The organism is Paracoccus sp. pheM1 (assembly GCF_018499825.1).
Taxonomy (GTDB): Bacteria; Pseudomonadota; Alphaproteobacteria; order Rhodobacterales; family Rhodobacteraceae; genus Paracoccus; species Paracoccus versutus.
The window spans coordinates 1,011,032-1,033,677 of sequence record NZ_JAGXCX010000003.1 but is presented as its reverse complement, the minus strand read 5'-3'; the positions used below and the strand labels follow the sequence as shown (position 1 = coordinate 1,033,677).

Genomic DNA, 22,646 nt, shown 5'->3' with positions numbered 1-22,646 from the left:
TCCTCATATCCCCAGATAGGCTTCGCGGATGCGCGGATCGGCGATCAGCTCCTCGGCCGGACCCTGCATGGTGATCTGGCCGGTTTCCATGACATAGCCGCGATCGGCGATCTTCAGCGCGCCGAAGGCGTTCTGTTCCACCAGCAGCACGGTCACGCCGAGCGCCTTGAGCCCGCTGACCACGTCGAAGATCTGCTGGACGATGATCGGCGCCAGGCCCATCGAGGGCTCGTCCAGAAGCAGGCAGGACGGCCGGCCCATCAGCGCCCGCGCCATGGCCAGCATCTGCTGCTGGCCGCCCGACAGGCCCCCGGCGGCAAGGTTGCGCTTCTGCTTCAGGATCGGGAACATCTGGAAGGCGTCTTCCATGTCCTTTTCCACCCGCTCGTCGCTGTAGAGGAAGGCGCCGAGGCGCAGGTTCTCCTCGACCGTCAGGTTGGTGAAGATCTGCCGCCCCTCGGGCGATTGCGCCAGCCCGCGGGCCAGCCGCCGATAGGCCGGCACCGGGGCCAGCGGCTCGCCGCGGAAGGTGATGGTGCCGGCCGAGACCGGCTGCACCCCCGACAGGCAGCGCAGCAGCGTGGTCTTGCCCGCGCCATTGGCGCCGACCACGGTGACGATCTCGCCGGAATCGACATGCAGGTCGATGCCGTGCAAGACCTCGATGCGCCCATAGCGCGAGCGCAAGCCCTCAACCGTCAGCATCGGCACCCTCCTCGGTTCCCAGATAGGCGGCGATCACCGCCGGGTTGCGGCTGACCTCGGCCGGCGCGCCCTCGGCGATCTTTTCGCCATGGTCCAGCACGACGATATGGCTGGAAATGCGCATGACCATCTTCATGTCATGCTCGACCAGCAGGATGGCGGTGCCGGAGGCGGCGACCTCGGCGATCAGGTGGTCGATCTCCTCGGTCTCGACGGCGTTGCAGCCCGCCGCCGGCTCGTCGAGCAGCAGCACCTTGGGCCGCATCGCCAGCGCCCGCGCGATCTCGAGCCGCTTGAGCGAGCCATAGGACAGGTTCCCCGCCTCGCGGTCCGCCGCGCGCTCCAGCCCGACGCGGGCCAGCAGTTCGCGCGCGCCCGCCTCGGCCGCGCGGGCCCGGCGGCGCGAGGATGGCAGGTGCAGGAGATCCGCCAGCACCGGCCCCCTTTCCTGCAGGTGAAAGCCCGAGATGGCGTTTTCCAGCACCGTCATGTTCTGGAAGATCTGCAGGTTCTGGAAGGTGCGCGACATGCCGCGGCTTGCCAGACGGAACGGCGCCATGCCGGTCACGTCCTCGCCCTCCAGCACGACCCGGCCCGATCCGGGCTGGTAGACGCCCGAGATCATGTTGAACAGCGTGGTCTTGCCGGCGCCGTTCGGGCCGATGACCGAGACGATCTCGCCCGGCTCGACCTTGAAGCTGACATCATGCACGGCCTTGATGCCGCCGAAGCTGATGCCCAGACCCTCGACCGAAAGCAGCGTCATTCGCCCCTCCCCCGCAGCTTGCGCAGGATCGAGGGCAAGAGCCCCTCCCGCAGGAAGATCATCACCAGCATCATCACCAGGCCCAGGACGAGCTGTTCGTATTCGGCAAAGACGGTCAGCACCTGCGGCAGCAGCGTCAGGATGCCGGCGCCGAAGATCGCGCCCAGCACCGAGCCGGCGCCACCCAGGACGGCCATCGTCACCATCTCGATCGAATGCATGAAGCCGGCGACGTCGGGGGTGATGAACTTGTTCTGCAGCGCCACCAGCGAGCCCGCGACCGAGGCATAGACGGCCGAGATGACGAAGGCCTGCAGCTTGACCCGCGCGACATCGATGCCCACGGTGCCCGCGGCGATTTCCGAGCCGTGCAGCGCCCGCAGCGCCCGGCCGCTGGGGCTTTGATAGAGGTTCAGCGCGATCCAGGCGCCGATCAGCAGCACGATGCCGCAGAAGAAATACCAGAACTGGCCGTTGGTCAGGTCCAGCCCCCAGTCTTTCAAGAGCCCGCGCAAGCCCAGTTCGGGCACGGCGATGCCGTCCGGCCCGCCGGTAAGCTGGCGTTCGTTGTTCAGCACCATGGCGACCAGGATGCCGAAGCCCAGCGTGGCGACGGCCAGGTAATAGCCCTTGAGCCGCAGGATCGGCCGCCCGACCAGATAGGCCAGCACGCCCGAGATCACCGCGCCCAGCACCACCGCCAGCGACGGATGCAGGCCCAGATGCGTGGGCGCCAAGGCGCAGGCATAGCCGCCGATGCCGGCGAAACCGGCATGGCCCAGGCTGATCTGCCCGGCATAGCCGGTCAGGATCACGATCCCGGTCACGGCCAGCCCGTTGACGAAGATCAGCGCGCCGACGCGGTAGTAATAGCCCGAGGGAAAGAAGAACGGCGTCACCGCGATCAGCGCGGCCAGCACCAGCAGCGTGGCGGATTTGGCGGACAGTCTCGGCATCACACCCGCTCCGTCGATTTGCGGCCGAACAGGCCCTGCGGCATGAAGAACAGCACCAGCAGGATCACGACGAAGGCCGCGGCCTCCTTGTAGGTCGAGGACAGGTAGCCCGCGGTCAGCGCCTCGATCAGCCCGATCAGGAAACCGCCGGCCAGCGCGCCCTTGGGATTGCCCATGCCGCCCAGCATGGCGCCGGCAAAGCCTTTCAGCGCGAAGCCGATGCCGACGCTATAGGCGGTCAGCGTGATCGGCGTCGCCAAGACCCCGGCCAAGGCGCCGATCCCGGCCGACAGCGCAAAGGACAGCGTCATGACGAAATTGGTGTTGATGCCGACCAGCTGCGCCGCCAGCCGGTTGTTCGAGGTGGCCAGCACCGCCCGGCCCAGGAGCGTGCGGGTGAAGAACAGCCACAGCCCGGCAAAGACCACCAGCGCGCCACCGATCACCCACAGGCTTTGCGGCTGGATCGTCGCGCCGCCGATGCGCAGCGGCGTGTCCCCGGAAAAGGCCGGGAAGCTGTGGATCTGCTTGTCGAACACCAGCTGCGCCGCGCCCTGCAGAAAGACCGAGGCGCCGATGGTGATGATGATGAGCGAGACGACGGGCGCGCCGCGCGCCGGCTCGATCGCCAGCTTGTTGATCGCGACCCCCAGGGCTGCGGTCGCCAGGATGGCGACCAGCGCCGCCAGCGGCAGCGGCAGCCCGGCGGCATGGGCGAACCATGTGACCATGCCGCCCAGCATGACGAACTCGCCCTGGGCGAAGTTCACCACGTCCGAGGCGTTGTAGATGATCGTGAAACCCAGGGCGACCAGCGCATAGACCGCGCCCACCGTCAGCCCTGAAAACAGGAATTGCAGAAGTTCAGACATGCCGAGGCTCTCTGGCTGGGCTCTCCCGAGCGGGCGGAAGCGGTCCCCAGGGCGGGGACCGCGCGGGGTCATTCGACGATGGACCAGCTGCCGTCCTTGACCTCCAGCATGCGGAAGGCCGACAGGTCCAGCCCCAGATGGTCCTCGGGCGACATGGTGTAGATGCCGGTCGTGCCCGCCAGCCCCGAGGTCTGCTCCAGCGCGTCGCGGATCGCGGCAGGTTCCGCGGAACCGGCGCGCGTGACCGCATCGACCAGCAGGGCGAAGCCGTCATGGGCATAGCCGCCGAAGGTGCCGACCGGCTCGTTGAACTTGCCCTCGAAGGCCGCCTTGTAGGCCGTCACCACCGGCTTTTGCGGATCGTCCTCGGCCAAGAGGTCCGCGACCAGCAGCGCGGTGCCGGGCAGGCGCACGCCCTCGGCCGCTTCCTTGCCGGCAAGCTCGATGAACCCGTCCGAGGCGACGCCATGCGACTGGTAGAGCGGCAGCTCGATGCCCAGCTGGCGATAGTTGCGCGTCACGATGGACGGGCCCTGGCCGAAGCCGGGGTTCAGCACCGCCTGCACGCCATCGGTGTTGCGGATCTTGGTCAGCTGCGCCGTCATGTCGGCGTCCTTGGGGTCATAGGTCTCGTCCGCGGCGATCTCGATGCCGTATTCGCCGACCACGTCCTTGCATTGCGCCTGCATCGAGGCGCCGAAGCCGTCGGTGCCCGAGATCATGCCGATCTTCTGGATGCCGCTTTTCTGCATGTCCTCGAAGATCTTCTGGCAGGCCATGCGGTCGGTATGCGGGGTCTTGAAGGTAAAGGGCTTGACCGGCTGGATGATGTCGATGGCGCCGGCCAGCGAGATGAAGGGGATCTCGGCGTCCTCGGCCACGGCCAGGATCGACATCGAGGTGCCGGTGGTGGTGCCGCCGACGATGGCCTGCACCTCGTCGTCCTCGATCAGCCGGGTGGCGAAGGTGCGCGCCTTGTTGGCGTCGCCGCCGTCGTCGTAAAGCACCAGCGCGATCTCTTCGCCGTTGATGCCGCCCTTGGCGTTCAGCTCCTCGACCAGCATTTGCAGGGTCTTGGCCTCGGGGTCGCCGAGGAAGGCGGCGGGGCCGGTCGCGGAAACCGAGGCGCCGATCCTGATCTCGGCACTGGCGGCAGAGGCCAGGCCAAGCGCGATCAGCGCGGCCGGAACGGTCGTCGTCAGGGTCTTTTTCATGATGTGTCTCCTCCCAGAGAACCAGTTTACAGGGTCAGGCCGCCGCGGGCCGGCGCCACATGGCGCGCCGGAACCGGCTGGCGACGAAGGCGGTGTCGGTCAGGCAGGCATTGCCGGCCGGGTTGGCGCCGGTGACGTGGAAATCGCTGAAGGCCGCCGATTGGTTGACATAGATGTTGCCGGTCAGGTTCACCGACAGGTTGACGCCGGCCGCGGCAAAGGCCTGCGCGGCGCGGGCGATGCGCGCCTCGTCCCGGTCGTAGAGCGCGGCGGTGATCGCGCCCTTGCACCGCGCCAGCTCGGCGGCCCGCGCAATGGCGGCATCGGCATCCTTGACCGCGACGACGAAGGCGACGGGGCCGAAGCATTCCCGCTCGCAGGCCGGATCGCCGTCCCGCAGCGCCAAGAGCAGCGGGGTGGCGGTCCGCCCCTGCCCCACGGGCGCCGAATCGCGCAGCACCCGGCCCAGGCCGCGCGCCTGCTGCACCCGCTCCAGCGTCGCCTGGTTGGCGATGGCGCCGCAGATGCCCGCCGCGCGGGCCGGGTCGGCCAGCAGGGCGTCGATGGCGCCGGCCAGCGCCATCCCGACCTCGTCGAAGCTCTTGCGGCCCTGGTCGGTGTCGATGCCGCCCTCGGGCACATAGATGTTCTGCGGCGCGGTACACATCTGCCCGGAATAAAGCGCCAGCGAAAAGGCCAGGTTGTCGCACATGCCGGCGAAGTCGTCGGTCGCGGCGATGGTGACGGTGTTCACCCCCGCCTCTTCGGTGAACAGCTGCGCCTGGGTCGCGTGGCTGCGCAGCCAGTCGCCGAAAGCGGCCGAGCCGGTATAGTCGATCAGCTGCACCGCCGGATCGGTGGCGAGTTCCTGGGTGATCTCGGCCCCGCGCTCGTCCACGGCCAGCAGCACCGAATCGGCGGGCAGGCCGGCCTCGGCCAGCACCTCGCGCAAGGCCCGCACGGTCAGCGCCAGCGGCAGGATGGCGGCGGGATGCGGCTTGACGATCACCGGGTTGCCGGTGGCGAGGCTGGCGAAGATCCCGGAATAGCTGTTCCAGGTCGGGAAGGTGTTGCAGCCGATGGCCAGCGACAGGCCCGCGGGCACGATCGACCAGTGCTTTTCCAGCAGGATCGGCGCCGCCTTGCCCTGCGGCTTTTCCCAGCGCGCCTGCGGGGCAAAACGCGTCATCTCGTCCCAGGCCATCGCCACGGCCTCGAGCCCGCGGTCCTGGGCATGCGGCCCGCCCGCCTGGAAGGCCATGGCAAAGGCCTGGCCGGTGGTGTGCATGGTGGCCTGGCCGATAAGGAAGCTCATGCGGTTGAGCCGCACCAGCGCCTCGAGGCAGGCGCCCACCCGCGCCTCGGGGCTGGCCGCCGCCAGCGCCGGCTGCGCCGCCTGCGCCGCGGCGATCAGCGTCGCGGCATCGGCGGCCGGATAGGTGATCCCCAGCGCGCCGCCAAAGGGCGAGACCTCGGCACCCAGCCGGCGCTGATTCGGATGCCCAGGCAGTTCGAAGGCGGCATGGCGCAGCGCCGCGAAGCCGGTTTCGCCGTCCTGGCGCGCCGATTCCCCATAGATCTTGCCGCTTGGAATCTCGGGGAACGGGCTCCAGAATGCGCGCTGGCGAACAGCGTCCAGCGCGGCGTCCAGCATCGGCCGATGGCGGTCGAAAAATTCTGTCACGGCGTTCCCCCTCATTTGCCAGATTATCATTGACCGGCCGGTCGGTTTATGCAACAAAAATTTTCAGGGAGCCCCAGAAGCCGGGGCATGGGAGTTTTACCGATGACGGAAACCGTCCTGACGGCCTTGGCCGATGGCGTGCTGACGCTGACGCTCAATCGCCCCGACAAGCTGAATTCCTTCAACAAGGACATGCACCTGGCGCTGCATGCCGGCCTGCAAAGGGCGCATGACGATGCCGCGGTGCGCGCGGTGCTGCTGACCGGCGCCGGCCGCGGCTTCTGCGCCGGCCAGGACCTGGGCGACCGCGACCCGCGCAACGGCGGCGAGGCGCCCGACCTGGGCCATACGCTGGAAGCCTATTACAACCCCTCGGTGCGGCTGATCCGTTCGCTGGCCAAGCCGGTGGTCTGCGCGGTGAACGGCGTGGCCGCCGGCGCCGGTGCGAACATCGCCATCGCCTGCGACATCGTGCTGGCGGCGAAATCGGCGAAATTCGTCCAGGCCTTCGCCAAGATCGGGCTGGTGCCGGATGCCGGCGGCTCCTGGTCGCTGACCCGCATCCTGGGCGAGCCGCGCGCCAAGGCGCTGACCCTGACGGCCGAGCCGCTGGGCGCGGAAAAGGCGGCCGAATGGGGCCTGATCTGGAAGGCCGTCGAGGACGCGGCGCTGATGGACGAGGCCGCGGCGCTGGCGAAATCGCTGGCGGCCGGCCCGACGCTGGGGCTGGGCCTGACCAAGCAGATGATCCAGGCCTCGGCCGGCAACAGCCTGGAAGAACAGCTCGACCTGGAGCGCGACTGCCAGCGGCGGGCCGGCCACAGCGCCGATTATGCCGAAGGCGTCGCCGCCTTCCTGGAAAAGCGCAAGCCGGAGTTCAGGGGACAATGAACGACATGACCGGGAAACCCGCCGCGCAGATGACCCCGCAGGAACTGGCCGAAGCCTCGGCCAGGGCGATGTGGAACGACGATTCCGCCAGCCAGCGGCTGGGCATGAGCCTGGACCATATCGCGCCGGGCGAGGCCACGCTGTCCATGACCATCAGCGAGGCCATGTCGAACGGCCACGGCAATTGCCACGGCGGCTATATCTTTACCTTGGCCGACAGCGCCTTCGCCTTTGCCTGCAACAGCTACAACCAGCTGGTCGTCGCGCAGCATTGCTCGATCACCTACCTGCTGCCGGGCCGCATCGGCGACCGCCTTACGGCAACGGCGCGCGAGGTGTCGCGCCGCGGCCGCTCGGGCATCTACGACATCCGCATCACCAACCAGGACGGTGCGCATGTGGCCGAGTTCCGCGGCCATTCCCGCACCGTCAAAGGCACCCATCTGCCGGTCGAAGCCTGACCGCAACCCATCGCAAGGGGAGGAATCCATGCACCCATTGGCGCCCGAAAGGAAAGAGCTGGACCCGATCGAGATCGCCTCGCGCGACGAGATCGAGGCCCTGCAATTCCACCGCATGAAGCGGTCGCTGAAGCACGCCTTCGAAAATTCGCCCTTCTATCGCAACCGCTTCATCGAACATGACGCCCACCCCGAGGATCTGAAGTCCCTCAGGGACATCGCGAAATTCCCCTTCACCACCAAGCAGGACCTGCGCGACACCTATCCCTTCGGCATGTTCGCCGTGCCGCAGTCCAGGCTGGTGCGCATCCACGGCTCGTCCGGCACCACCGGCAAGCCGACCGTCGTGGGCTATACCCAGGCCGACATCGACCATTGGGCGAACCTGATCGCGCGCTCGATCCGCGCCGCGGGCGGGCGTCCGGGCGACATCCTGCACAACGCCTATGGCTACGGGCTGTTCACCGGCGGTCTCGGCGCGCATTACGGCGCCGAGCGGCTGGGCTGCACCGTGGTCCCGATCTCGGGCGGCATGACCGAGCGGCAGGTGACGCTGATCGACGACTTCAAGCCGCGCATCATCATGGTGACGCCCAGCTACATGCTGTCGATCCTGGACGAGTTCCGCCGCCAGGGCCTGGACCCGCGCGAGTCCTCGTTGCAGATCGGCATCTTCGGCGCCGAGCCCTGGACCAACGCCATGCGGCAGGAGATCGAGGAAGCCTTCGACATGCACGCCGTCGACATCTACGGCCTCAGCGAGGTCATGGGCCCCGGCGTCGCCATGGAATGCGTCGAGACCAAGGACGGGCTGCACATCTGGGAGGACCATTTCTATCCCGAGATCATCGACCCGACGACGGGCGAGGTGCTGCCCGACGGCGAGATCGGCGAGCTGGTCTTTACCACGCTGACCAAGGAAGGGCTGCCGATGGTGCGCTACCGCACCCGCGACCTGACCCGCCTGCTGCCCGGCACCGCCCGCTCGATGCGCCGGATCGAGAAGATCACCGGCCGCAGCGACGACATGATCATCCTGCGCGGCGTCAACGTCTTCCCGACCCAGATCGAAGAGCAGATCCTGAAATGCAAGGGCCTGGCGCCGCATTTCCAGATCGAGCTGACCCGCTCGGGCCGGATGGACAGCATGGTCGTGCATGTCGAATGCACCGCCGAGATGGCCGAGGATTCCGCCCGCGCCCATTCCGCCAAGGAACTGGCGCATCACATAAAAAGCGTGGTCGGCGTCTCGACCCGGATCGAGGTCAAGGATCCCAACGCCATTGCCCGTTCCGAAGGCAAGGCCAAGCGGGTGCTTGACAATCGGCCCAAGACATGATGCCGCAACGCGGCAACCAATATGACGCGCGGTCGCAAACCCGCTAAGTCGTTGGGGGGCCATGCGCCCCCTTGTTTTTCTCGCCTCCCGACCGCGGGCGAACAAATGATCTGATGAGGAATGGCATGGCTCGGACACGGGCAGCGGATTTCGAGGAAAAGCAACGCGGCCTTCTGGACAAGGCGGCCGAGGTCTTTGCCGATCTGGGCATGGAAAAGGCATCCATGGCGCAGATCGCCACCCACAGCCAGGTCTCCAAGGCGCTGCTTTACCACTACTATCCCAGCAAGGACGCGCTGATCTTCGCCATCATCATCACCCATCTGGAAGAGCTGGAAGCCGCCATCGAAGAGGCGGACGACCCGACCCTGCCGCCGCAGCAGCGCCTGCGCCGGCTGGTCGGCACGGTGCTGGAGCGCTATCGCGGCGCGGACAACCAGCACAAGGTGCAGCTGAACGCCACCCCTGCCCTGGGAGACGAGCAGAAGGCCGAGATCCTGGGCGTCGAGCGCCGCATCGTCAAGCGCTTCGCCGCCGTCCTGCGCGAGATCAACCCCGACCTGGACGATCCGCAGCGCCCCCTGCTGACCCCCGTGACCATGTCGCTGTTCGGGATGATGAACTGGGTCTACATGTGGTTCCGCGACGGCGGCCGCATCACGCGCGAGGATTACGCCGACGTGGCGACCACCCTGATCCTGGAAGGGATCAAGGCGGTCCGCTGAAGCCCCCCGCGCGGTGTCCCAGGGCGGATCGACATTCAGGATTTTCCTTGGGTGGAATTCAGCGGTTCACCGGACATCCCGAGATGACACGGGGTTCAGGAGGGCCACAAAGCGCTCGGCGTTGAGCCACGCCCAATGGGAGAGGGTCGCGTCGCATTAGCCCGGAAAGGCAGGCGATCCGGGCCGGACCGGGAATGATAGCCGTCTGTTTGCGAACGACAGAAACTGCATCGAACGCGGCTTCGACAGACCCAGACACTTCCGCCGTTTCGCGACCCGCTACGACCGCAGGACCATCCCGTTCAATGGCTGCGACCTTCTCGCAGCCACCAGCAACTGGTTAAGGGGAATGGCGATTGCGGGGGCTAGGCCGACAGCGGTGCCGCCCTGGCCGACAGCGCGGCCAGCGCATCACGCGGCGACAGCAGCAGCAACAGCCCGCGCCTGCCGCCGTTGATCGCCACCTCGTCAAAGCCAATGGCCTCGGCCTCGAAGGCCACCGGCACCGGGCGGCGCTGGCCGAAGGGGCTGATGCCGCCGGTATGATAGCCGGTCAGCCGCTCGGCCTTGGCGGGCGGCATCATCGCCGCCGACTTGCCGCCGAATGCCGCCGCCACCCGCTTCATCGACAGGCTGCGATCGCCGGGCAGGACCGCGCAGGCGGGGCGGCCGTCCACCTCGACCATCAGCGTCTTGAGCAGGCGGGCGGGCGGCAGGCCGATGGCTTCGGCCGCTTGCAGCGCCACGCGCTCGGACCCCGGATCATAGCGGTATTCGACCGGGCGAAAGGCCACCTGCGCCCGAAGCAGGAATTGCGTGGCCGGGGTGGCGCCGCTCATTCCGCGGGCCTTTCCGGCGGCGGCGGGCGAAAGCCCATCTCGCGGTCGATCCAGGCCATCAGCAGGTCGACGATCTGCGCCTGCTGCGCGGCATCCAGCGCCCGGCCGCGCGGGATGCCGTGCCATTTCTGCAGGCAAGAGCGGCAGCAGCAGGCGGTGGCGTGCTGGGCGATGAAGACCGGATGGCCGCGCATCGGGGTCTGGCGGCCGTCGTTCGGCGGCGCGGCCGGCGCCAGCCGCGCGGCGATGAAGTCGCGCGCATGGGCGGCGACGGTCTCGCGCCCCCTGGCGTCGGCATAGCTCCGCTCCTTCCGGCCAAGGCGAAAGCGGCTGCGAAAGGCGGACCGGGCCAGCCGGCCCAGGATCTGGTCCTGATCGGTCATGCCCAGGACATAGCCGTCCCGGCGCGCCGCGGAAAGCCCCGCCTAGCCCGCCTTGGCCAGAACCAGAAAGGTCATCATGCCCAGGGGCGGCAGGGTGCGGCGTTCCTCGAGGACCAGCGATTCCTGGCCCAGCACCCGCTCGATGCGGAAATCGGAATGCCAGCCGATGGTGTTGGCCAGGGGGGCGAAGATCCGCTCGACCGCCGCCATGGCGCCGCGGTCGCGCGCGAAATGGTTGGTGATGACCACCTTGCCGCCCGGCTTGCAGACCCGCGCGATCTCGGCCATCACCCGCTCGGGCTCGGGCACCACCGACAGGACGTGCATCGCCGTCACCGTGTCGAAATGGTTGTCGGGGAAATCCAGCGCCCGCGCATCCATCTGCCGCAGCGCCTGCACCTGCTTCAGCCCCAGCCGCTGCACCTTGGCGACGGCCTTGTCCAGCATCTCGCGGCTGAAGTCGATGCCCGTGACCTGCATGTGCGGGCCGTAATGCTCCAGCGACAGGCCGGTGCCGACCCCCACCTCCAGCACCGAGCCGCCGCGGCGGTTGATGTAGTCCACCGCCCGGCGCCGGCCCATGTTGGTCGCCGCCCCGAAGGTCCGGTCGTAGACCGGCGCCCAGCGTGAATACGAGGCTTGGATGGATTTGATGTCCATGGCCGTTCCTATCGGTTTGAGGGTCGTTCCCGGTCGATCCAGGCCCAGATGACCATGACGACATAACCCAGGCACAACGCGATCAGCGTCACCCAGGCGAAGGTCAGCAATGCCGCCCCGACAAAGGCCACGCCGACCAGGAAGAACTTGACGTTCTCGCGCGAGATCCGGGTGGTCTTGAAGGACCAGGTCGGGATGCGGCTGATCAGCAGCAGCCCCACCAGGACCATGTGCAGGCAGATCAGTATCGCCGGCAGCATCGGCCGGTCGGCGAAGGCGAAGGACAGATACATCGGCAGCATCACCAGCAGCGCCCCGGCGGGCGAGGGGATGCCCTCGAAATAGGCGCTGTCGCGCTGCGCATCCTCGGACTTGGCCGAGACGTTGAAGCGCGCCAGCCGGATCACGCAGCAGACGGCGAAAAGCAGCACGCAGATCCAGCCCAGGCCGCGAGAGTCCCGCAGCGCCCAGAAATACAGGATCAGCGGCGGGGCGACGCCGAAATTCAGGAAATCGGCCAGCGAATCCAGCTCGGCCCCCATCTTGCTGGAGGAGCCCAGCAGCCGCGCGATCCGCCCGTCGATGCCGTCCAGGATGCCCGCGGCGATGATCAGCAGCGCCGCCGGCATGTAGTCGCCCTGCACGCCGAAGCGGATGGCGGTCAGCCCGGCGCAAACCGCGACGATGGTCAGCACGTTGGGCAAGAGCTGGACCAGCGAAAATTCGGTCTGCGGGCCGGTGGGTTGGTCCATCACGCCTCCGCCTGCCCGGCCGGCGCCAGTTCGGCGATGACCGATTCGCCCGCGACCATGGTCTGGCCGATCTCGACCAGCGGCACCACGCCCGGCGGCAGATAGACATCCAGCCGCGAGCCGAATCGGATCAGCCCGAAGCGTTCGCCCCGGCCCAGCCGGTCGCCGGGCTTGACGAAGCAGACGATGCGGCGCGCGACCAGCCCGGCGATCTGCACCACCGCCAGGTCGCGCCCGTCCGCCATGCGGATGCGCAGCCCGTTTCTTTCGTTGTCGACGCTGGCCTTGTCCAGCGAGGCGTTGAAGAACTTGCCCGGCCGATAGGCGACCGCCACCACCTCGCCCGCCACGGGGCTGCGGTTCACATGGCAGTTGAAGACGCTCATGAACACGCTGACGCGGGTCAGCGGGGTGTCGGCCATGCCCAGCTCGGCCGGCGGCACCGCCGGCTCGATCAGCGAGACGACGCCGTCCGCCGGGCTGACGACCAGTCCGGGCCGCGCCGGCGTCACCCGTTCGGGGTCGCGGAAGAAGTAATAGCACCAGACGGTCAGCCCGACCCCGATCCAGCCCAGCGGCTCCCATATCAGGAACAGCAGCAGGGTGGCGGCGGCAAAGGCCGCCACGAAGCGGATGCCCTCGCGGTGCATGGGCTTGATGAAGGTGTCGCGCATGCGCATCTGGCATTCCCCATGGGCTGATCGGCGCCGCCAGTCATAATGCGATTGAAACCGCACGCAATAGCGCAGCCTGCCATACATGTTGTCCCTGGCGCGCGGTCCTTGCCGCAGGGGCATCCGGCCGCCCCAGGGCGCAGGCCTCGGTCGCGGGGCCCGCCTCAGGATGTCACGCCCGCCGGCCGATGCCCAGCAGCTGGTAGAGCGCCAGCGCCGCAAAGGTCGAGGTGCCGATGCCGCCCAGCGAGAAATTGCCGATGTTCACGGTGAAATCCCCCGCCCCCATGATCAGCGCCACCCCCACGGTGAACAGGTTGCGCGGGTCCGAGAAATCGACCTTGTTGTCCACCCAGATCCGGGCCATGGCCGAGGCGATCAGGCCAAAGACCGACACCGCCAGCCCCGCCAGCACCGGTGCCGGGATGGTTTGCAGCACGGCGCCGAACTTGGGCGAGAGCCCCAGGAAGATCGCGATCGCCGCCGCCATGGGAAAGATCAGCGTGGAATAGACGCGGGTCATGGCCATGACGCCGATGTTCTCGGCATAGGTGGTGACGCCGGTGCCGCCGCCCGCGCCGGCCAGCATGGTGGCCAGCCCGTCGCCCAAGAAGCCCCGGCCGATATAGCGGTCCATGCTTTGCCCGGTGATCGCGCCCAGGGCCTTGATATGGCCCAGGTTCTCGGCCACCAGCACGATGGCGACCGGGGCGATCAGGCTGATCGCCGACCATTCGAAGCGCGGCGCGGTAAAGTTCGGCACCCCGAACCAGGGCGCGGCGGCGACGGCGGCGAAGTCGATGCCCGGCACCAGCCCCAGCCCGTTGCCAAGGACCAGCACCAGCCCATAGCCGAAGAGCAGCGCGACCAGCACCGCGATCCGCCGCGTGGCCTGCCGGCCATAGACCGAGACCATGGCCATGCACAGCACGGTCGCCAGCGCGATGCTCAGATGCGCGTGGCTGCCGGCCAGCTGCTTGACCGCCACCGGCGCCAGGTTCAGCCCGATGGACATGCCGATGGCGCCCGTCACCGCCGGCGGCATCAGCTTTTCCACCCAGCCCGCGCCGATGGCCATCACCACCAGCCCGATCAGCGCATAGACGAGGCCGGCGGCGATGATGCCGCCAAGCGCCACGGCGATATTGGGGTTCGGCCCGCCGCCGGCAAAGCCGGTCGCCGCCATGATGACGGCGATGAAGGCAAAGGACGAGCCCAGATAGCTGGGCACCCGCCCGCCGGTGACGGCAAAGAACAGCAGCGTGCCGATGCCGGAAAAGAACACCGCGACATTGGGATCGAAGCCCATGATCAGCGGCGCCAGGATGGTCGAGCCGGACATCGCCAGCAAATGTTGCAGGCTCATCGGCACCGCCTGGGTCAGCGGCAGCTTTTCATCGGGAAGCACCGTGGCGCCCGCGGCGGGGCGCCAGTCAGGAAAATAGCCCATCACGTCTCTCGGATTCGGTTCGATGGACCGGCTTGTGGGCGGGTTTGCGCAAAAAGGCCAGTGGCAACCGCGCAATGGCGCAAATGCCCTGCCTTGCCGGGCGCTGCGACCAAGTGCCGCGCAAGTAAAATGCGAGCCATCTGGCATATTGATACATTCATAGGATCGAATATGAATACATCCAACATCTGGCTCGGGTAACTGGGAACGCCGCCCCGACCGTCTTGTGCTTACCTGTAGGACGCCTGCGTGCTGCGGCTGGCTTGACGGTCGTTGCAGGCTCGGGCGGGTGTCAGCGCATGTGGCCGCAGAACCGGAAACCACGCTCCGGGGCCGGCCGCAAAAGGTCACGGAGGAGGCCGAATGACAGGACGAGACGATTTCCGACCCTCTCGCAGGGGAGTGTTGAGCTTTGCCCTTGCCGGCGCGGTGACGGCGGGACTGGGGGTTCGCGCCGCCCAGGCCAGCAGGATCGCGACGAAAGCCAGGATCATCATCATCGGCGCCGGCGCCGGCGGCACCGCCTTGGCCAACCGCCTGGTGCAGCGGCTGGACGGGGCGCAGATCACCCTGATCGACCCCAGGGCGCAGCATCTTTACCAGCCCGGCCTGTCGCTGGTCGCCGCGGGGCTGAAGCCGGCCAATTACGTGGTGTCCAAGACGACCGACTGGCTGCCCTCGGGCGTGACGCTGATCGCCGAGGCGGCGGCTGCCATCGACCCCCTGGCCAAGACCGTCTCGACCGAAAAGGGGCAAAAGCTCGACTACGACTTCCTGGTGGTGGCGCCGGGCCTGGTGCTGGATCACGGCGCGATCCAGGGCTTTTCGCTGGACATGGTGGGCAAGGACGGGATCGGCGCGCTTTATGCCGGGCCGGAATATGCGGCCAGGACCTGGCAGGCGGCGTCGAAATTCACCGAGGAAGGCGGCATCGGCCTGTTCGCCCGCCCCGAGACCGAGATGAAATGCGCCGGCGCGCCGCTGAAGCATACCTTCCTGCTGGACGACATCGCCAGCCGCGGCGGTGCCAAGGGCAAGTACGAGATGCATTACACCTGCCCGCAGACGGCGCTGTTCTCGGTGCCGATCGTCGCGGAAAAGGTGCGCATGCTGTTCGCCGAGCGTGGCGTCGCCACCTATTACGGCCATACGCTGAAATCCATCGACCCCGGCCGCAAGACGGCGCGGTTCGAAACCGCCGCCCCCGACCCGGCGACGGGCGAGATGGTCAAGTCCACCACCGAGATGCCCTATGACTACCTGCACGTCATCCCGCCGCAGCGCGCGCCCGAGGTGATCCGGCAGTCGGGGCTTTCCTGGGCCGACAAATGGACCGACCAGGGCTGGGTCGAATGCGACATGAAGACCCTGCGCCATCTGCGCTACCCGGAGATCTTCGCGCTTGGCGACGTGGCGGGCGTGCCCAAGGGCAAGACCGCGGCTTCGGTGAAATGGCAGGTTCCGGTGATCGAGGACCATCTGGTCGCCGCCCTGCAGGGGCGCGAGGGGACCGAGGTCTATGACGGCTACACCTCCTGCCCGCTCATCACCCGCGTCGGCCGGGCGATGCTGGTCGAGTTCGACTATCACAACAACCTGGTGCCCTCGTTCCCCGGCGTGATCGCCCCGCTGGAAGAGCTGTGGATCAGCTGGTTGATGAAAGAGGTGGCGCTGAAGGCCACCTATAACGCCATGCTGCGCGGCCGGGCCTGACGAAAGGGGAAGCAACATGAAAGAACTGACATTCGGCACCCTGATCGCGGTCTTCGAGGAAATCTTCGGCCGCGGCCTGTTCTGGACCATGGTCGCGCTCGCCCTGCTGGTCACGGCGGCCTATCTTTACGTGCTGATCCGCGACCGGGCGATGTCGATGCGCAAATTCCTCTGGGCGCAGCTGTCCATGCCCTTCGGTGCGATTCTGGCGGTGATCTTCGTCCAGCAGATGACGCATTCCGGCCTGCGCGACATCGGCGGGCCGATCGACGTGATCGTGCTTCTGGGCGTGGCGGTGCTGGGCGCGGTGGGCAGCGCCATCCTGGTCTATACCGTCCAGTCGCTGCTGCGGCCTCCGCGGTCCGGGCAGAATCCCTGATCCGGGGCGCAAGTGCAGGGTGGTCGGGCTCCGGGACCGCCCTGCGCTTGCGCGCAGGCTCGTCAGAAGGCCTGCACCAGCATCCAGCCGACCGATAGCGCCAGGATCAGGGCCATGCCGCGGTTGAACGCCCGCAGCCGGCCCTGTCCGAACCGTGCCCCGCCCCAGGCCCATGCGGCCAGCGAGGCCCAGCAGATCCCGCCGAAAAGCGCGGCGAAGACCGCCAGCCCCGCCGCCGGATCGGCCAGCGGCATCACGAAGGTCGAGAGCGAGGACAGCGCCGCCAGCCAGGCCTTGGGGTTCAGGCCCTGCACCAGCGCACCGGACCAGAAGCCGGGCGCGGCTTGCCCCGCCGGATCGCGCCATGCGACCCGGCCGTCGTCGCGCAGCAGGCGCCATGCCAGCCACAGCAGATAGGCCGCACCGGCCAGCGTCAGGGGCCGGGACAGCGCCAGGATCCAGGTCGTTCCCGCCAGCAGGCCGGCACCAAAGCCTAGCAGCAGCACCAGGAAGCCGGCGGTCGCCCCGCTGACGAAGGCCAGCGCCCGGCGCGGACCGAACCGCGCGCCGGTCATGGCGCCGATGATATTGACCGGCCCCGGCGTGGCCGAGGCCGCCAGGGCGAAACTGGCCATCGCCAGCAGGGCCTGCGGGTCGGCCATGGTCAACGCAGCAGCGGCAGGCGGCCGCAGATCCGGTCCACCGCCTTGCGCGGCCCCGCCAGCAGGATCGCCTGCGGCGCATGATCGGCCAGCGGCGCGGCGGCGATGCGGGCGGCGTAATCGGGATAGTCCCGCGCCTCGAAGGCGGCGCGCATATAGGCCAGCCGCAGCGGCAGGGCCTCGGCCTGGGCGAAAAGGCCGGGCAGATCCTGCAGCGGCGCGTATAGCACCGGCAGGGGAACGGTGGTGATGCCGGGCAAGGCGATGCCGTCGCCGGTGGGGGTCGCGCCGCCCAGCAGGTCGGGACGAAGCCGGCCCAGGCTCATGCCCAGGACGGCGGCGAAATTGGCCTTGAGCCCCAGGGGCAGGTCTGCGGCCAGGATGATGACGGGTTTCAATGGCATGGGCGAATCCTTTCCCGGACCCCGTGCCATGGATCGAGCGGGCAAGGATTGGACGAAATCGACCTGCTAATGCCTCAGTAGCGCGCCGGGGGTGACGCCCAGGTGGCGGCGGAATTGGCGGATCAGATGCGCCTGGTCGCAAAACCCCGCCGCGACCGCGGCCTCGGCGGCGGGCACGCCCTCCAGCAGCAGCCGGCGGGCATGGCCGATGCGGGCCTGCAAGACATGGGCATGCGGCGTCAGCCCGGTGGCCCGCCGCATGCTGCGGATCAGGTAAGAGGGGTTCAGCCCCACCTCGGCGGCCAGGTCGGCAAGGGCCAGCGCCTCACCCGCCTCGACCCCGGCGACGATCCGTGCCCGGACCGCCCGGACCGCCGCCGGCTCGTCCCCTGCCGGGCGCAATTCGGCGCGGCCGTATTGGCCGAAGGCCAGCGCCAGGGCCGCATGCGCAGCCTCTTCCGCCGCAAGGCGCCAGTCGGGGCTGGGCGGGGCATTCAGGCAATGGGCCAGATGCGCCAGGGCCCGGCCCAGGCGCAATCCGCGGTCGCGCGGCGCGATGGCGGCAAAGCCGCGCAGGACACGCAGCCCCAGCACGGCGCGGACCGCCGCCTCGGACGCGTAAAGCATGGTATAGCGCACCCGGTCGGCGGCGGCGTGCCCGGTATGCGGCTCTTCGGGGTTCATCAGCGACAGGGTGCCGGCCGGCAACACCATGGTTTCGCCGCGGCAGACATAGCCGCCCGCCCCTTCGGCGATGGCGCCGATGGCAAAGCCCTCATGCGCATGACGGCCAAAGGTCTGGTGGCTGAAGGCGGCCTCGAACAGTTCGATGCCGTGATGCCAGCCGAGGTGGTGATAACGGTTTGCTTGCATGGCATCGGTCGTGGCAGGAAAGGCGGCCGGGCTTTTCCTTGGGAATAGGGCAACCATCCCGCCAAGACCAGCCATCGGCCCGGCGGCTCAGGTGCGGAACACCCGATAGACCGCCGGGATGACCAGCACCGTCAGCAGCGTCGAGGAGATCAGCCCGAAGAAGAGCGAGATCGCCAGCCCCTGGAAGATCGGATCGGTCAGGATCACCGCCGCCCCGATCATTGCCGCCAGAGCGGTCAGCAGGATCGGCCGGAAACGCACGGCCCCGGCGTCGATCAACACCTCAGTCAGCGGCCGGCCGGTGGTGTCGTGGCGGATGAAATCCACCAGCAGGATCGAGTTCCTGACGATGATCCCGGCCAAGGCGATGAAGCCGATCATCGACGGCGCCGAAAAAGGCGCGCCGAACAGCCAATGCCCGCCCAGGATGCCGATGAAGGTCAGCGGCACCGGGGTCAGGATCACCAGCGGCAGCCGGAACGAGCCGAACTGCGCCACGACCAGGATATAGATGCCCAGAAGCGCCACCGCAAAGGCCCCTCCCATGTCGCGGAAGGTAACCCAGGTCACCTCCCATTCGCCGTCCCACAGCAGCGTGCTGGCGCTGTCGTCCTCGGGCTGGCCGCGCAACCGGATCTCGGGCTTGGGCAGGCCGGTCCAGTCCTGCGCCTCCAGCGCATCCTTGACCGCCATCATGCCGTAGAGCGGCGCCTCGAAGGTGCCGGCGAGTTCCGCCGTCACCATCTCGGCCGGGCGGCCGTTGTGGCGGAACAGGATATGCGAGGCGCGCTCTTCCTCGATCCGCACCACGTCGCCCAGCTCGACCACGCCGCGATTGCCGGGCAGAAGGTCGGCCGGGATCGGCGTGGTCAGGAAATCCTCGCCCGGCACGCGCTGTTCGCGGGGCCGCTCGACGCGGATCGGGATGGGCGCGCGCCCCTCGCCCCGGTGGGAATAGCCGACCGTGGTCGAGCCGTTCAGGATGGCGATGCTGTCGAAGACATCCGATTCCGCCACGCCGTAGAAATCCAGGTCGTCGGGCGAGATCAGCGCCCGCAGCCGCGGCGCGGCATCACCCCAGGAATTGTCCACATCGACGATGAAGGGGACCGAGCGGAAGGCCGCCTCGACCTTTTCGCCCACCGCGCGGCGGGTCTGCGGGTCGGGGCCATAGATCTCGGCCAGAAGCGTCGCCATCACCGGCGGGCCGGGCGGAGGTTCCACCACCTTCAGCACCGTGCCCTCGGGCAGCGGCAGGGCCAGGATGCGCGCGCGCAGGTCCAGCGCGATCTGGTGGCTCGAGCGGTCGCGGTCGTGCTTGGGCGCCAGGTTGACCGCCACCTCGCCCTGCTGCGGCTGGGTGCGATAGAAGGAATGCCGCACCAGGCCGTTGAAATTGAACGGCGCAGCGGCGGCGGCATGGGTCTGGACCGAGACCACCTCGGGCAGGTCCATCGCCACCCTGGCCACCGCCTGGGCCACGGCATCCGTCGCCTCGACCGCCGCGCCTTCGGGCAGGTCGATGGTCACGGACAGTTCCGACTTGCTGTCGAAAGGCAAAAGCTTCACCGTCACGTCGCGGGTATAGAACAGCGCGAGCGAGCCGAAGGTCAGCACGATCACCCCGCCCAGGAACAGCCAGGCGCGCCCCTTGCTGGCCAGAACCGGCCGGGCGACGGCGGCATAGGCGCGGCCCAGCCGGCCGCCCTGCCCCTCGGCGCCGTGGTGCAGCGGCGCGCGGCCCGCGACCTTCAGCATCAGCCAGGGCGTCACCGTCACCGCGACGAAGAAGGAAAAGATCATCGCGACCGAGGCGTTCGAGGGGATCGGGCTCATGTAAGGCCCCATCATCCCCGAGACGAACAGCATCGGCAGCAGCGCCACCACCACGGTCAGGGTGGCGACGATGGTGGGGTTGCCGACCTCGATCACCGCGCTGATGGCGGTTTCACGGCGGTCGGTGCCGCCCATGCCCCAATGCCGGGCGATGTTCTCGATCACCACGATGGCGTCGTCCACCAGGATGCCGATCGAGAAGATCAGCGCGAACAGGCTGACCCGGTTCAGCGTATAGCCCATGATCCAGGATGCGAACAGCGTCAGCAGGATCGTCACCGGGATCACCACCGCCACCACCAGCGCCTCGCGCCGGCCGATGGCGAGCCAGACCAGCGCGATGATCGACAGCGTGGCCAGGCCCAGGTGATACAGCAACTCGTTGGCCTTTTCGTTGGCCGTCTCGCCATAGTCGCGGGTGATCTCGACCTGCATGTCGTCGGGGATCAGCGTGCCTTGCAGTGCCTCGGCGCGGTGCAGGATCGCCTCGGCCACGGTGACGGCATTGGCGCCGGCGCGCTTGGCCAGCGCCAGCGTCACCGCCGGGCGCCGGGCGGAATCGCGGGTGACGGTGGCGACCAGCGCCTCGGCCGTATCGGAGACGAAACCCACGTCGGCCACGTCGCGGACATAGACCGGGCGGCCGTCGCGCGCGGTCAGCACCAGGTTGCCGATCTCGTCGGGGCTGCGCAGGGTCTCGCCCGCGACCAGCATCACTTGCTGGCCGTCGTCGCGCAGCATCCCCGCCGGCAGGGCGCGGTTGGCGCCCTGGACCTTGCCGGCCAGCTGTTGCAGCGTGATGCCGTAAAGCGCCAGCTTGCCGGGGTCGGGGGCGACGCGGATCGCTTCCTCCGTCTCGCCGATCAGATAGGTCAGGCCGACATCGTCGATCTTGGCCAGTTCGGTGCGCAATTCGCGGGCGATGCGGGTCAGTTCGGCAGCCGTCACCCGGTCCGCCGCATCGGGTCGGGCCGAAAGCGTCAGCGCCACGATGGCCACGTCGTCAATGCCGCGCCCGAGCACCTGCGGCTCGGGGATGCCGACCGGGATGCGGTCCATGTTAGCGCGCAGCTTGTCATGCACCCGCAGCACCGCCGCATCGGAGGGGGTGCCGACCAGGAAGCGCGCCGTGACCAGCACGCCGTCGTCCTGGGTCTGGGAATAGATATGCTCGACCCCGTCGATTCCCTTGACGATGGTCTCCAGCGGCTCTGTCACCAGCTTGACCGCATCCTCGGCCCGCAGGCCGGGGGCCTGGACGCGGATGTCCACCATGGGGACCGAAATCTGCGGCTCCTCCTCGCGCGGCAGGCTGATCAGCGCGATGAGCCCGAAGGCCAGCGCCGCGATCAGGAACAGCGGCGTCAGCGGCGAGGTGATGAAGCCGCGCGTCAGCCAGCCGGCCAGGCCGGGGCTGCGGGGGGTGTCGCCGGGGATGTTCATGGGACGATCACCGTTTCCCCCGGCGCAAGGCCGGTCAGGATCTCAACCATCTCAATATCGTCCTGGGCCAGGCTTTCGCCGGTCAGCACCGCCCGCCGCTCTTCGCCCGCGGCGCCGGCGACGCTGACGAAATCCACCCCGGCGCGGGTCGTCACCGCCGCGGCGGGCACCAGAAGCGCCCGGCGCTCGCCCACAGGCAGGTCCACCGCCACGCGCGCGCCGACAAAGGCGTCGGGCAGCCGGTCGACCTCGACATCGGCCTGCACCCGGCCGCCCTGGATCAGCGGATAGACCTTGGCCAGCCGGCCCGCGGCAGCCTGGCCGCCGGCCCTGATCTGGATTTCGGCCCCTTCGGCCAGGTCGGCGGCATGGCGTTCGGGCACCGACAGGCGCAGGAAGAAGCCGCCGCCGCCCACGCTCGCCACCACCTCGCCCGGCATCACCACCGAGCCGCGCACGGCCGGTACGCTCAGCACCAGGCCCGAGACCGGGGCCAGGACCGCACCTTCGGCCTGCTGCTGCTCGATGACGGCACGCTCGGCCTCGGCCGCGGCGATCTGGCCGCGGATGACATCGACCGCGGTCTGCAACTGTTCGACCCGCTGCTGCGAAGCCGCGCCGCGCTGCACCAGCGACTGGCCGCGCGCATAGTCGGATTCCGCCTCGGCCAGCTGCGCCCGCAGCGCCTCGATCCGCGAGGCGAAAGCCGCGATCTGGAAGGCGATCTTGTCGTCGCGGACGGTGGCGAGCGTCGCCCCCGCCTCGACGCGATCCCCCTCGCTGACCAGCAGTTCCACGACCGTGCCGCCGATGCGCGCCCGCGCCGGGATGGTGTCACGGGCCTCGACCGTGCCGTAGACGGCCTTCATCTCGGGCACCGCGCTCCAGTCCAGGATCAACGGCTCGGCCAGCGCCGGCCCGGTGGCGACAAGCGCGACAAGCAGCAGCAATCGCATGGATCGAAC

The 22,646-nt window shown here is 68.4% G+C and carries 23 protein-coding genes; 6 read left to right on the top strand and 17 right to left on the bottom strand.

From position 1 onward, the window contains the following. Nucleotides 1–3: 3 nt before the first annotated feature. From KF941_RS27680 to paaN, 6 genes are all read right to left on the bottom strand, one after another. A complete protein-coding gene (locus KF941_RS27680) occupies nucleotides 4–705 on the bottom strand; it encodes an ABC transporter ATP-binding protein (protein WP_114537951.1) in 702 nt (233 codons plus the stop codon). After that, complete coding sequence (locus KF941_RS27675) at nucleotides 692–1,471, bottom strand: ABC transporter ATP-binding protein (protein ID WP_036755371.1); 780 nt, start codon at nucleotides 1,469–1,471, stop codon at nucleotides 692–694. The genes KF941_RS27680 and KF941_RS27675 overlap by 14 nt, the downstream gene beginning before the upstream one ends. Continuing rightward, entirely contained in the window at nucleotides 1,468–2,427 is a 960-nt protein-coding gene (locus KF941_RS27670) for a branched-chain amino acid ABC transporter permease (RefSeq protein ID WP_214274647.1), read from the bottom strand. The genes KF941_RS27675 and KF941_RS27670 overlap by 4 nt, the downstream gene beginning before the upstream one ends. Further along, a complete protein-coding gene (locus KF941_RS27665) occupies nucleotides 2,427–3,299 on the bottom strand; it encodes a branched-chain amino acid ABC transporter permease (RefSeq protein WP_036755374.1) in 873 nt (290 codons plus the stop codon). The genes KF941_RS27670 and KF941_RS27665 overlap by 1 nt, the downstream gene beginning before the upstream one ends. 68 nt (nucleotides 3,300–3,367) lie before the next feature. Beyond that, entirely contained in the window at nucleotides 3,368–4,513 is a 1,146-nt protein-coding gene (locus KF941_RS27660) for an ABC transporter substrate-binding protein (RefSeq protein WP_036755375.1), read from the bottom strand. A 34-nt stretch (nucleotides 4,514–4,547) separates the two neighbouring features. Next, nucleotides 4,548–6,197 carry a phenylacetic acid degradation protein PaaN gene (gene paaN, locus KF941_RS27655; RefSeq protein WP_214275221.1) on the bottom strand — a complete coding sequence of 550 codons (1,650 nt, stop codon included), beginning with the start codon at nucleotides 6,195–6,197 and terminating at the stop codon, nucleotides 4,548–4,550. Between the two features lie 102 nt (nucleotides 6,198–6,299). On the opposite strand from paaN, the gene paaG reads away from it, so the two are divergent. The 4 genes from paaG (at nucleotide 6,300) to KF941_RS27635 (ending at nucleotide 9,613) form a co-directional block, all read left to right on the top strand. Further along, nucleotides 6,300–7,088 (top strand): 2-(1,2-epoxy-1,2-dihydrophenyl)acetyl-CoA isomerase PaaG, encoded by a 789-nt coding sequence (paaG, locus tag KF941_RS27650; RefSeq protein ID WP_214274645.1) that lies wholly within the window; start codon nucleotides 6,300–6,302, stop codon nucleotides 7,086–7,088. A gap of 29 nt (nucleotides 7,089–7,117) precedes the next feature. Next, the gene (gene paaI / locus KF941_RS27645; protein ID WP_214275223.1) at nucleotides 7,118–7,549 is read left to right on the top strand and encodes a hydroxyphenylacetyl-CoA thioesterase PaaI; all 432 of its coding nucleotides are present in this window, start codon (nucleotides 7,118–7,120) and stop codon (nucleotides 7,547–7,549) included. Nucleotides 7,550–7,577: 28 nt separating this feature from the next. Then, the gene (gene paaK, locus KF941_RS27640) at nucleotides 7,578–8,888 is read left to right on the top strand and encodes a phenylacetate--CoA ligase PaaK (RefSeq protein WP_072462611.1); all 1,311 of its coding nucleotides are present in this window, start codon (nucleotides 7,578–7,580) and stop codon (nucleotides 8,886–8,888) included. A 125-nt stretch (nucleotides 8,889–9,013) separates the two neighbouring features. Next, a complete protein-coding gene (locus tag KF941_RS27635; protein WP_036755443.1) occupies nucleotides 9,014–9,613 on the top strand; it encodes a TetR/AcrR family transcriptional regulator in 600 nt (199 codons plus the stop codon). Between the two features lie 365 nt (nucleotides 9,614–9,978). On the opposite strand, the gene KF941_RS27630 is transcribed toward KF941_RS27635, so the two are convergent. From KF941_RS27630 to KF941_RS27605, 6 genes are all read right to left on the bottom strand, one after another. After that, nucleotides 9,979–10,452: a YbaK/EbsC family protein gene (locus tag KF941_RS27630; RefSeq protein WP_214274644.1), complete on the bottom strand. Its 474-nt coding sequence runs from the start codon at nucleotides 10,450–10,452 to the stop codon at nucleotides 9,979–9,981. After that, the gene (locus KF941_RS27625; RefSeq protein ID WP_140847136.1) at nucleotides 10,449–10,835 is read right to left on the bottom strand and encodes a DUF4186 domain-containing protein; all 387 of its coding nucleotides are present in this window, start codon (nucleotides 10,833–10,835) and stop codon (nucleotides 10,449–10,451) included. The genes KF941_RS27630 and KF941_RS27625 overlap by 4 nt, the downstream gene beginning before the upstream one ends. Before the next feature lie 42 nt (nucleotides 10,836–10,877). Further along, a complete protein-coding gene (locus tag KF941_RS27620; protein ID WP_072462608.1) occupies nucleotides 10,878–11,495 on the bottom strand; it encodes a class I SAM-dependent methyltransferase in 618 nt (205 codons plus the stop codon). 8 nt (nucleotides 11,496–11,503) lie between these two features. Then, nucleotides 11,504–12,247, bottom strand: a complete 744-nt coding sequence (gene pssA, locus KF941_RS27615) for a CDP-diacylglycerol--serine O-phosphatidyltransferase (RefSeq protein ID WP_114537947.1) — start codon at nucleotides 12,245–12,247, stop codon at nucleotides 11,504–11,506. Continuing rightward, entirely contained in the window at nucleotides 12,247–12,927 is a 681-nt protein-coding gene (locus tag KF941_RS27610; protein WP_114537994.1) for a phosphatidylserine decarboxylase, read from the bottom strand. The genes pssA and KF941_RS27610 overlap by 1 nt, the downstream gene beginning before the upstream one ends. Nucleotides 12,928–13,093: 166 nt before the next feature. Then, the gene (locus tag KF941_RS27605) at nucleotides 13,094–14,371 is read right to left on the bottom strand and encodes a solute carrier family 23 protein (RefSeq protein ID WP_072462607.1); all 1,278 of its coding nucleotides are present in this window, start codon (nucleotides 14,369–14,371) and stop codon (nucleotides 13,094–13,096) included. A 363-nt stretch (nucleotides 14,372–14,734) separates the two neighbouring features. Here KF941_RS27605 and KF941_RS27600 point away from each other — a divergent pair, with 363 nt between their 5' ends. Then, nucleotides 14,735–16,084 carry an FAD/NAD(P)-binding oxidoreductase gene (locus tag KF941_RS27600; RefSeq protein WP_214275220.1) on the top strand — a complete coding sequence of 450 codons (1,350 nt, stop codon included), beginning with the start codon at nucleotides 14,735–14,737 and terminating at the stop codon, nucleotides 16,082–16,084. A 16-nt stretch (nucleotides 16,085–16,100) separates the two neighbouring features. Next, the gene (locus KF941_RS27595; RefSeq protein WP_036755399.1) at nucleotides 16,101–16,463 is read left to right on the top strand and encodes a DUF5368 domain-containing protein; all 363 of its coding nucleotides are present in this window, start codon (nucleotides 16,101–16,103) and stop codon (nucleotides 16,461–16,463) included. A 62-nt stretch (nucleotides 16,464–16,525) separates the two neighbouring features. Here the strand turns inward: KF941_RS27595 and KF941_RS27590 are convergent, their stop codons facing one another. The 5 genes from KF941_RS27590 to KF941_RS27570 form a co-directional block, all read right to left on the bottom strand. Then, nucleotides 16,526–17,125 carry a LysE family transporter gene (locus KF941_RS27590; protein WP_214275219.1) on the bottom strand — a complete coding sequence of 200 codons (600 nt, stop codon included), beginning with the start codon at nucleotides 17,123–17,125 and terminating at the stop codon, nucleotides 16,526–16,528. Between the two features lie 2 nt (nucleotides 17,126–17,127). Next, a complete protein-coding gene (locus KF941_RS27585) occupies nucleotides 17,128–17,529 on the bottom strand; it encodes a DUF2000 domain-containing protein (RefSeq protein WP_214275218.1) in 402 nt (133 codons plus the stop codon). Between the two features lie 66 nt (nucleotides 17,530–17,595). After that, complete coding sequence (locus KF941_RS27580) at nucleotides 17,596–18,402, bottom strand: AraC family transcriptional regulator (protein WP_214275217.1); 807 nt, start codon at nucleotides 18,400–18,402, stop codon at nucleotides 17,596–17,598. A gap of 87 nt (nucleotides 18,403–18,489) precedes the next feature. Next, on the bottom strand, nucleotides 18,490–21,681 hold the full coding sequence (locus tag KF941_RS27575; RefSeq protein ID WP_214275216.1) for an efflux RND transporter permease subunit: 3,192 nt from the start codon (nucleotides 21,679–21,681) through the stop codon (nucleotides 18,490–18,492). After that, nucleotides 21,678–22,637 carry an efflux RND transporter periplasmic adaptor subunit gene (locus KF941_RS27570; RefSeq protein ID WP_072462602.1) on the bottom strand — a complete coding sequence of 320 codons (960 nt, stop codon included), beginning with the start codon at nucleotides 22,635–22,637 and terminating at the stop codon, nucleotides 21,678–21,680. The genes KF941_RS27575 and KF941_RS27570 overlap by 4 nt, the downstream gene beginning before the upstream one ends. Between the last annotated feature and the right edge of the window lie 9 nt (nucleotides 22,638–22,646).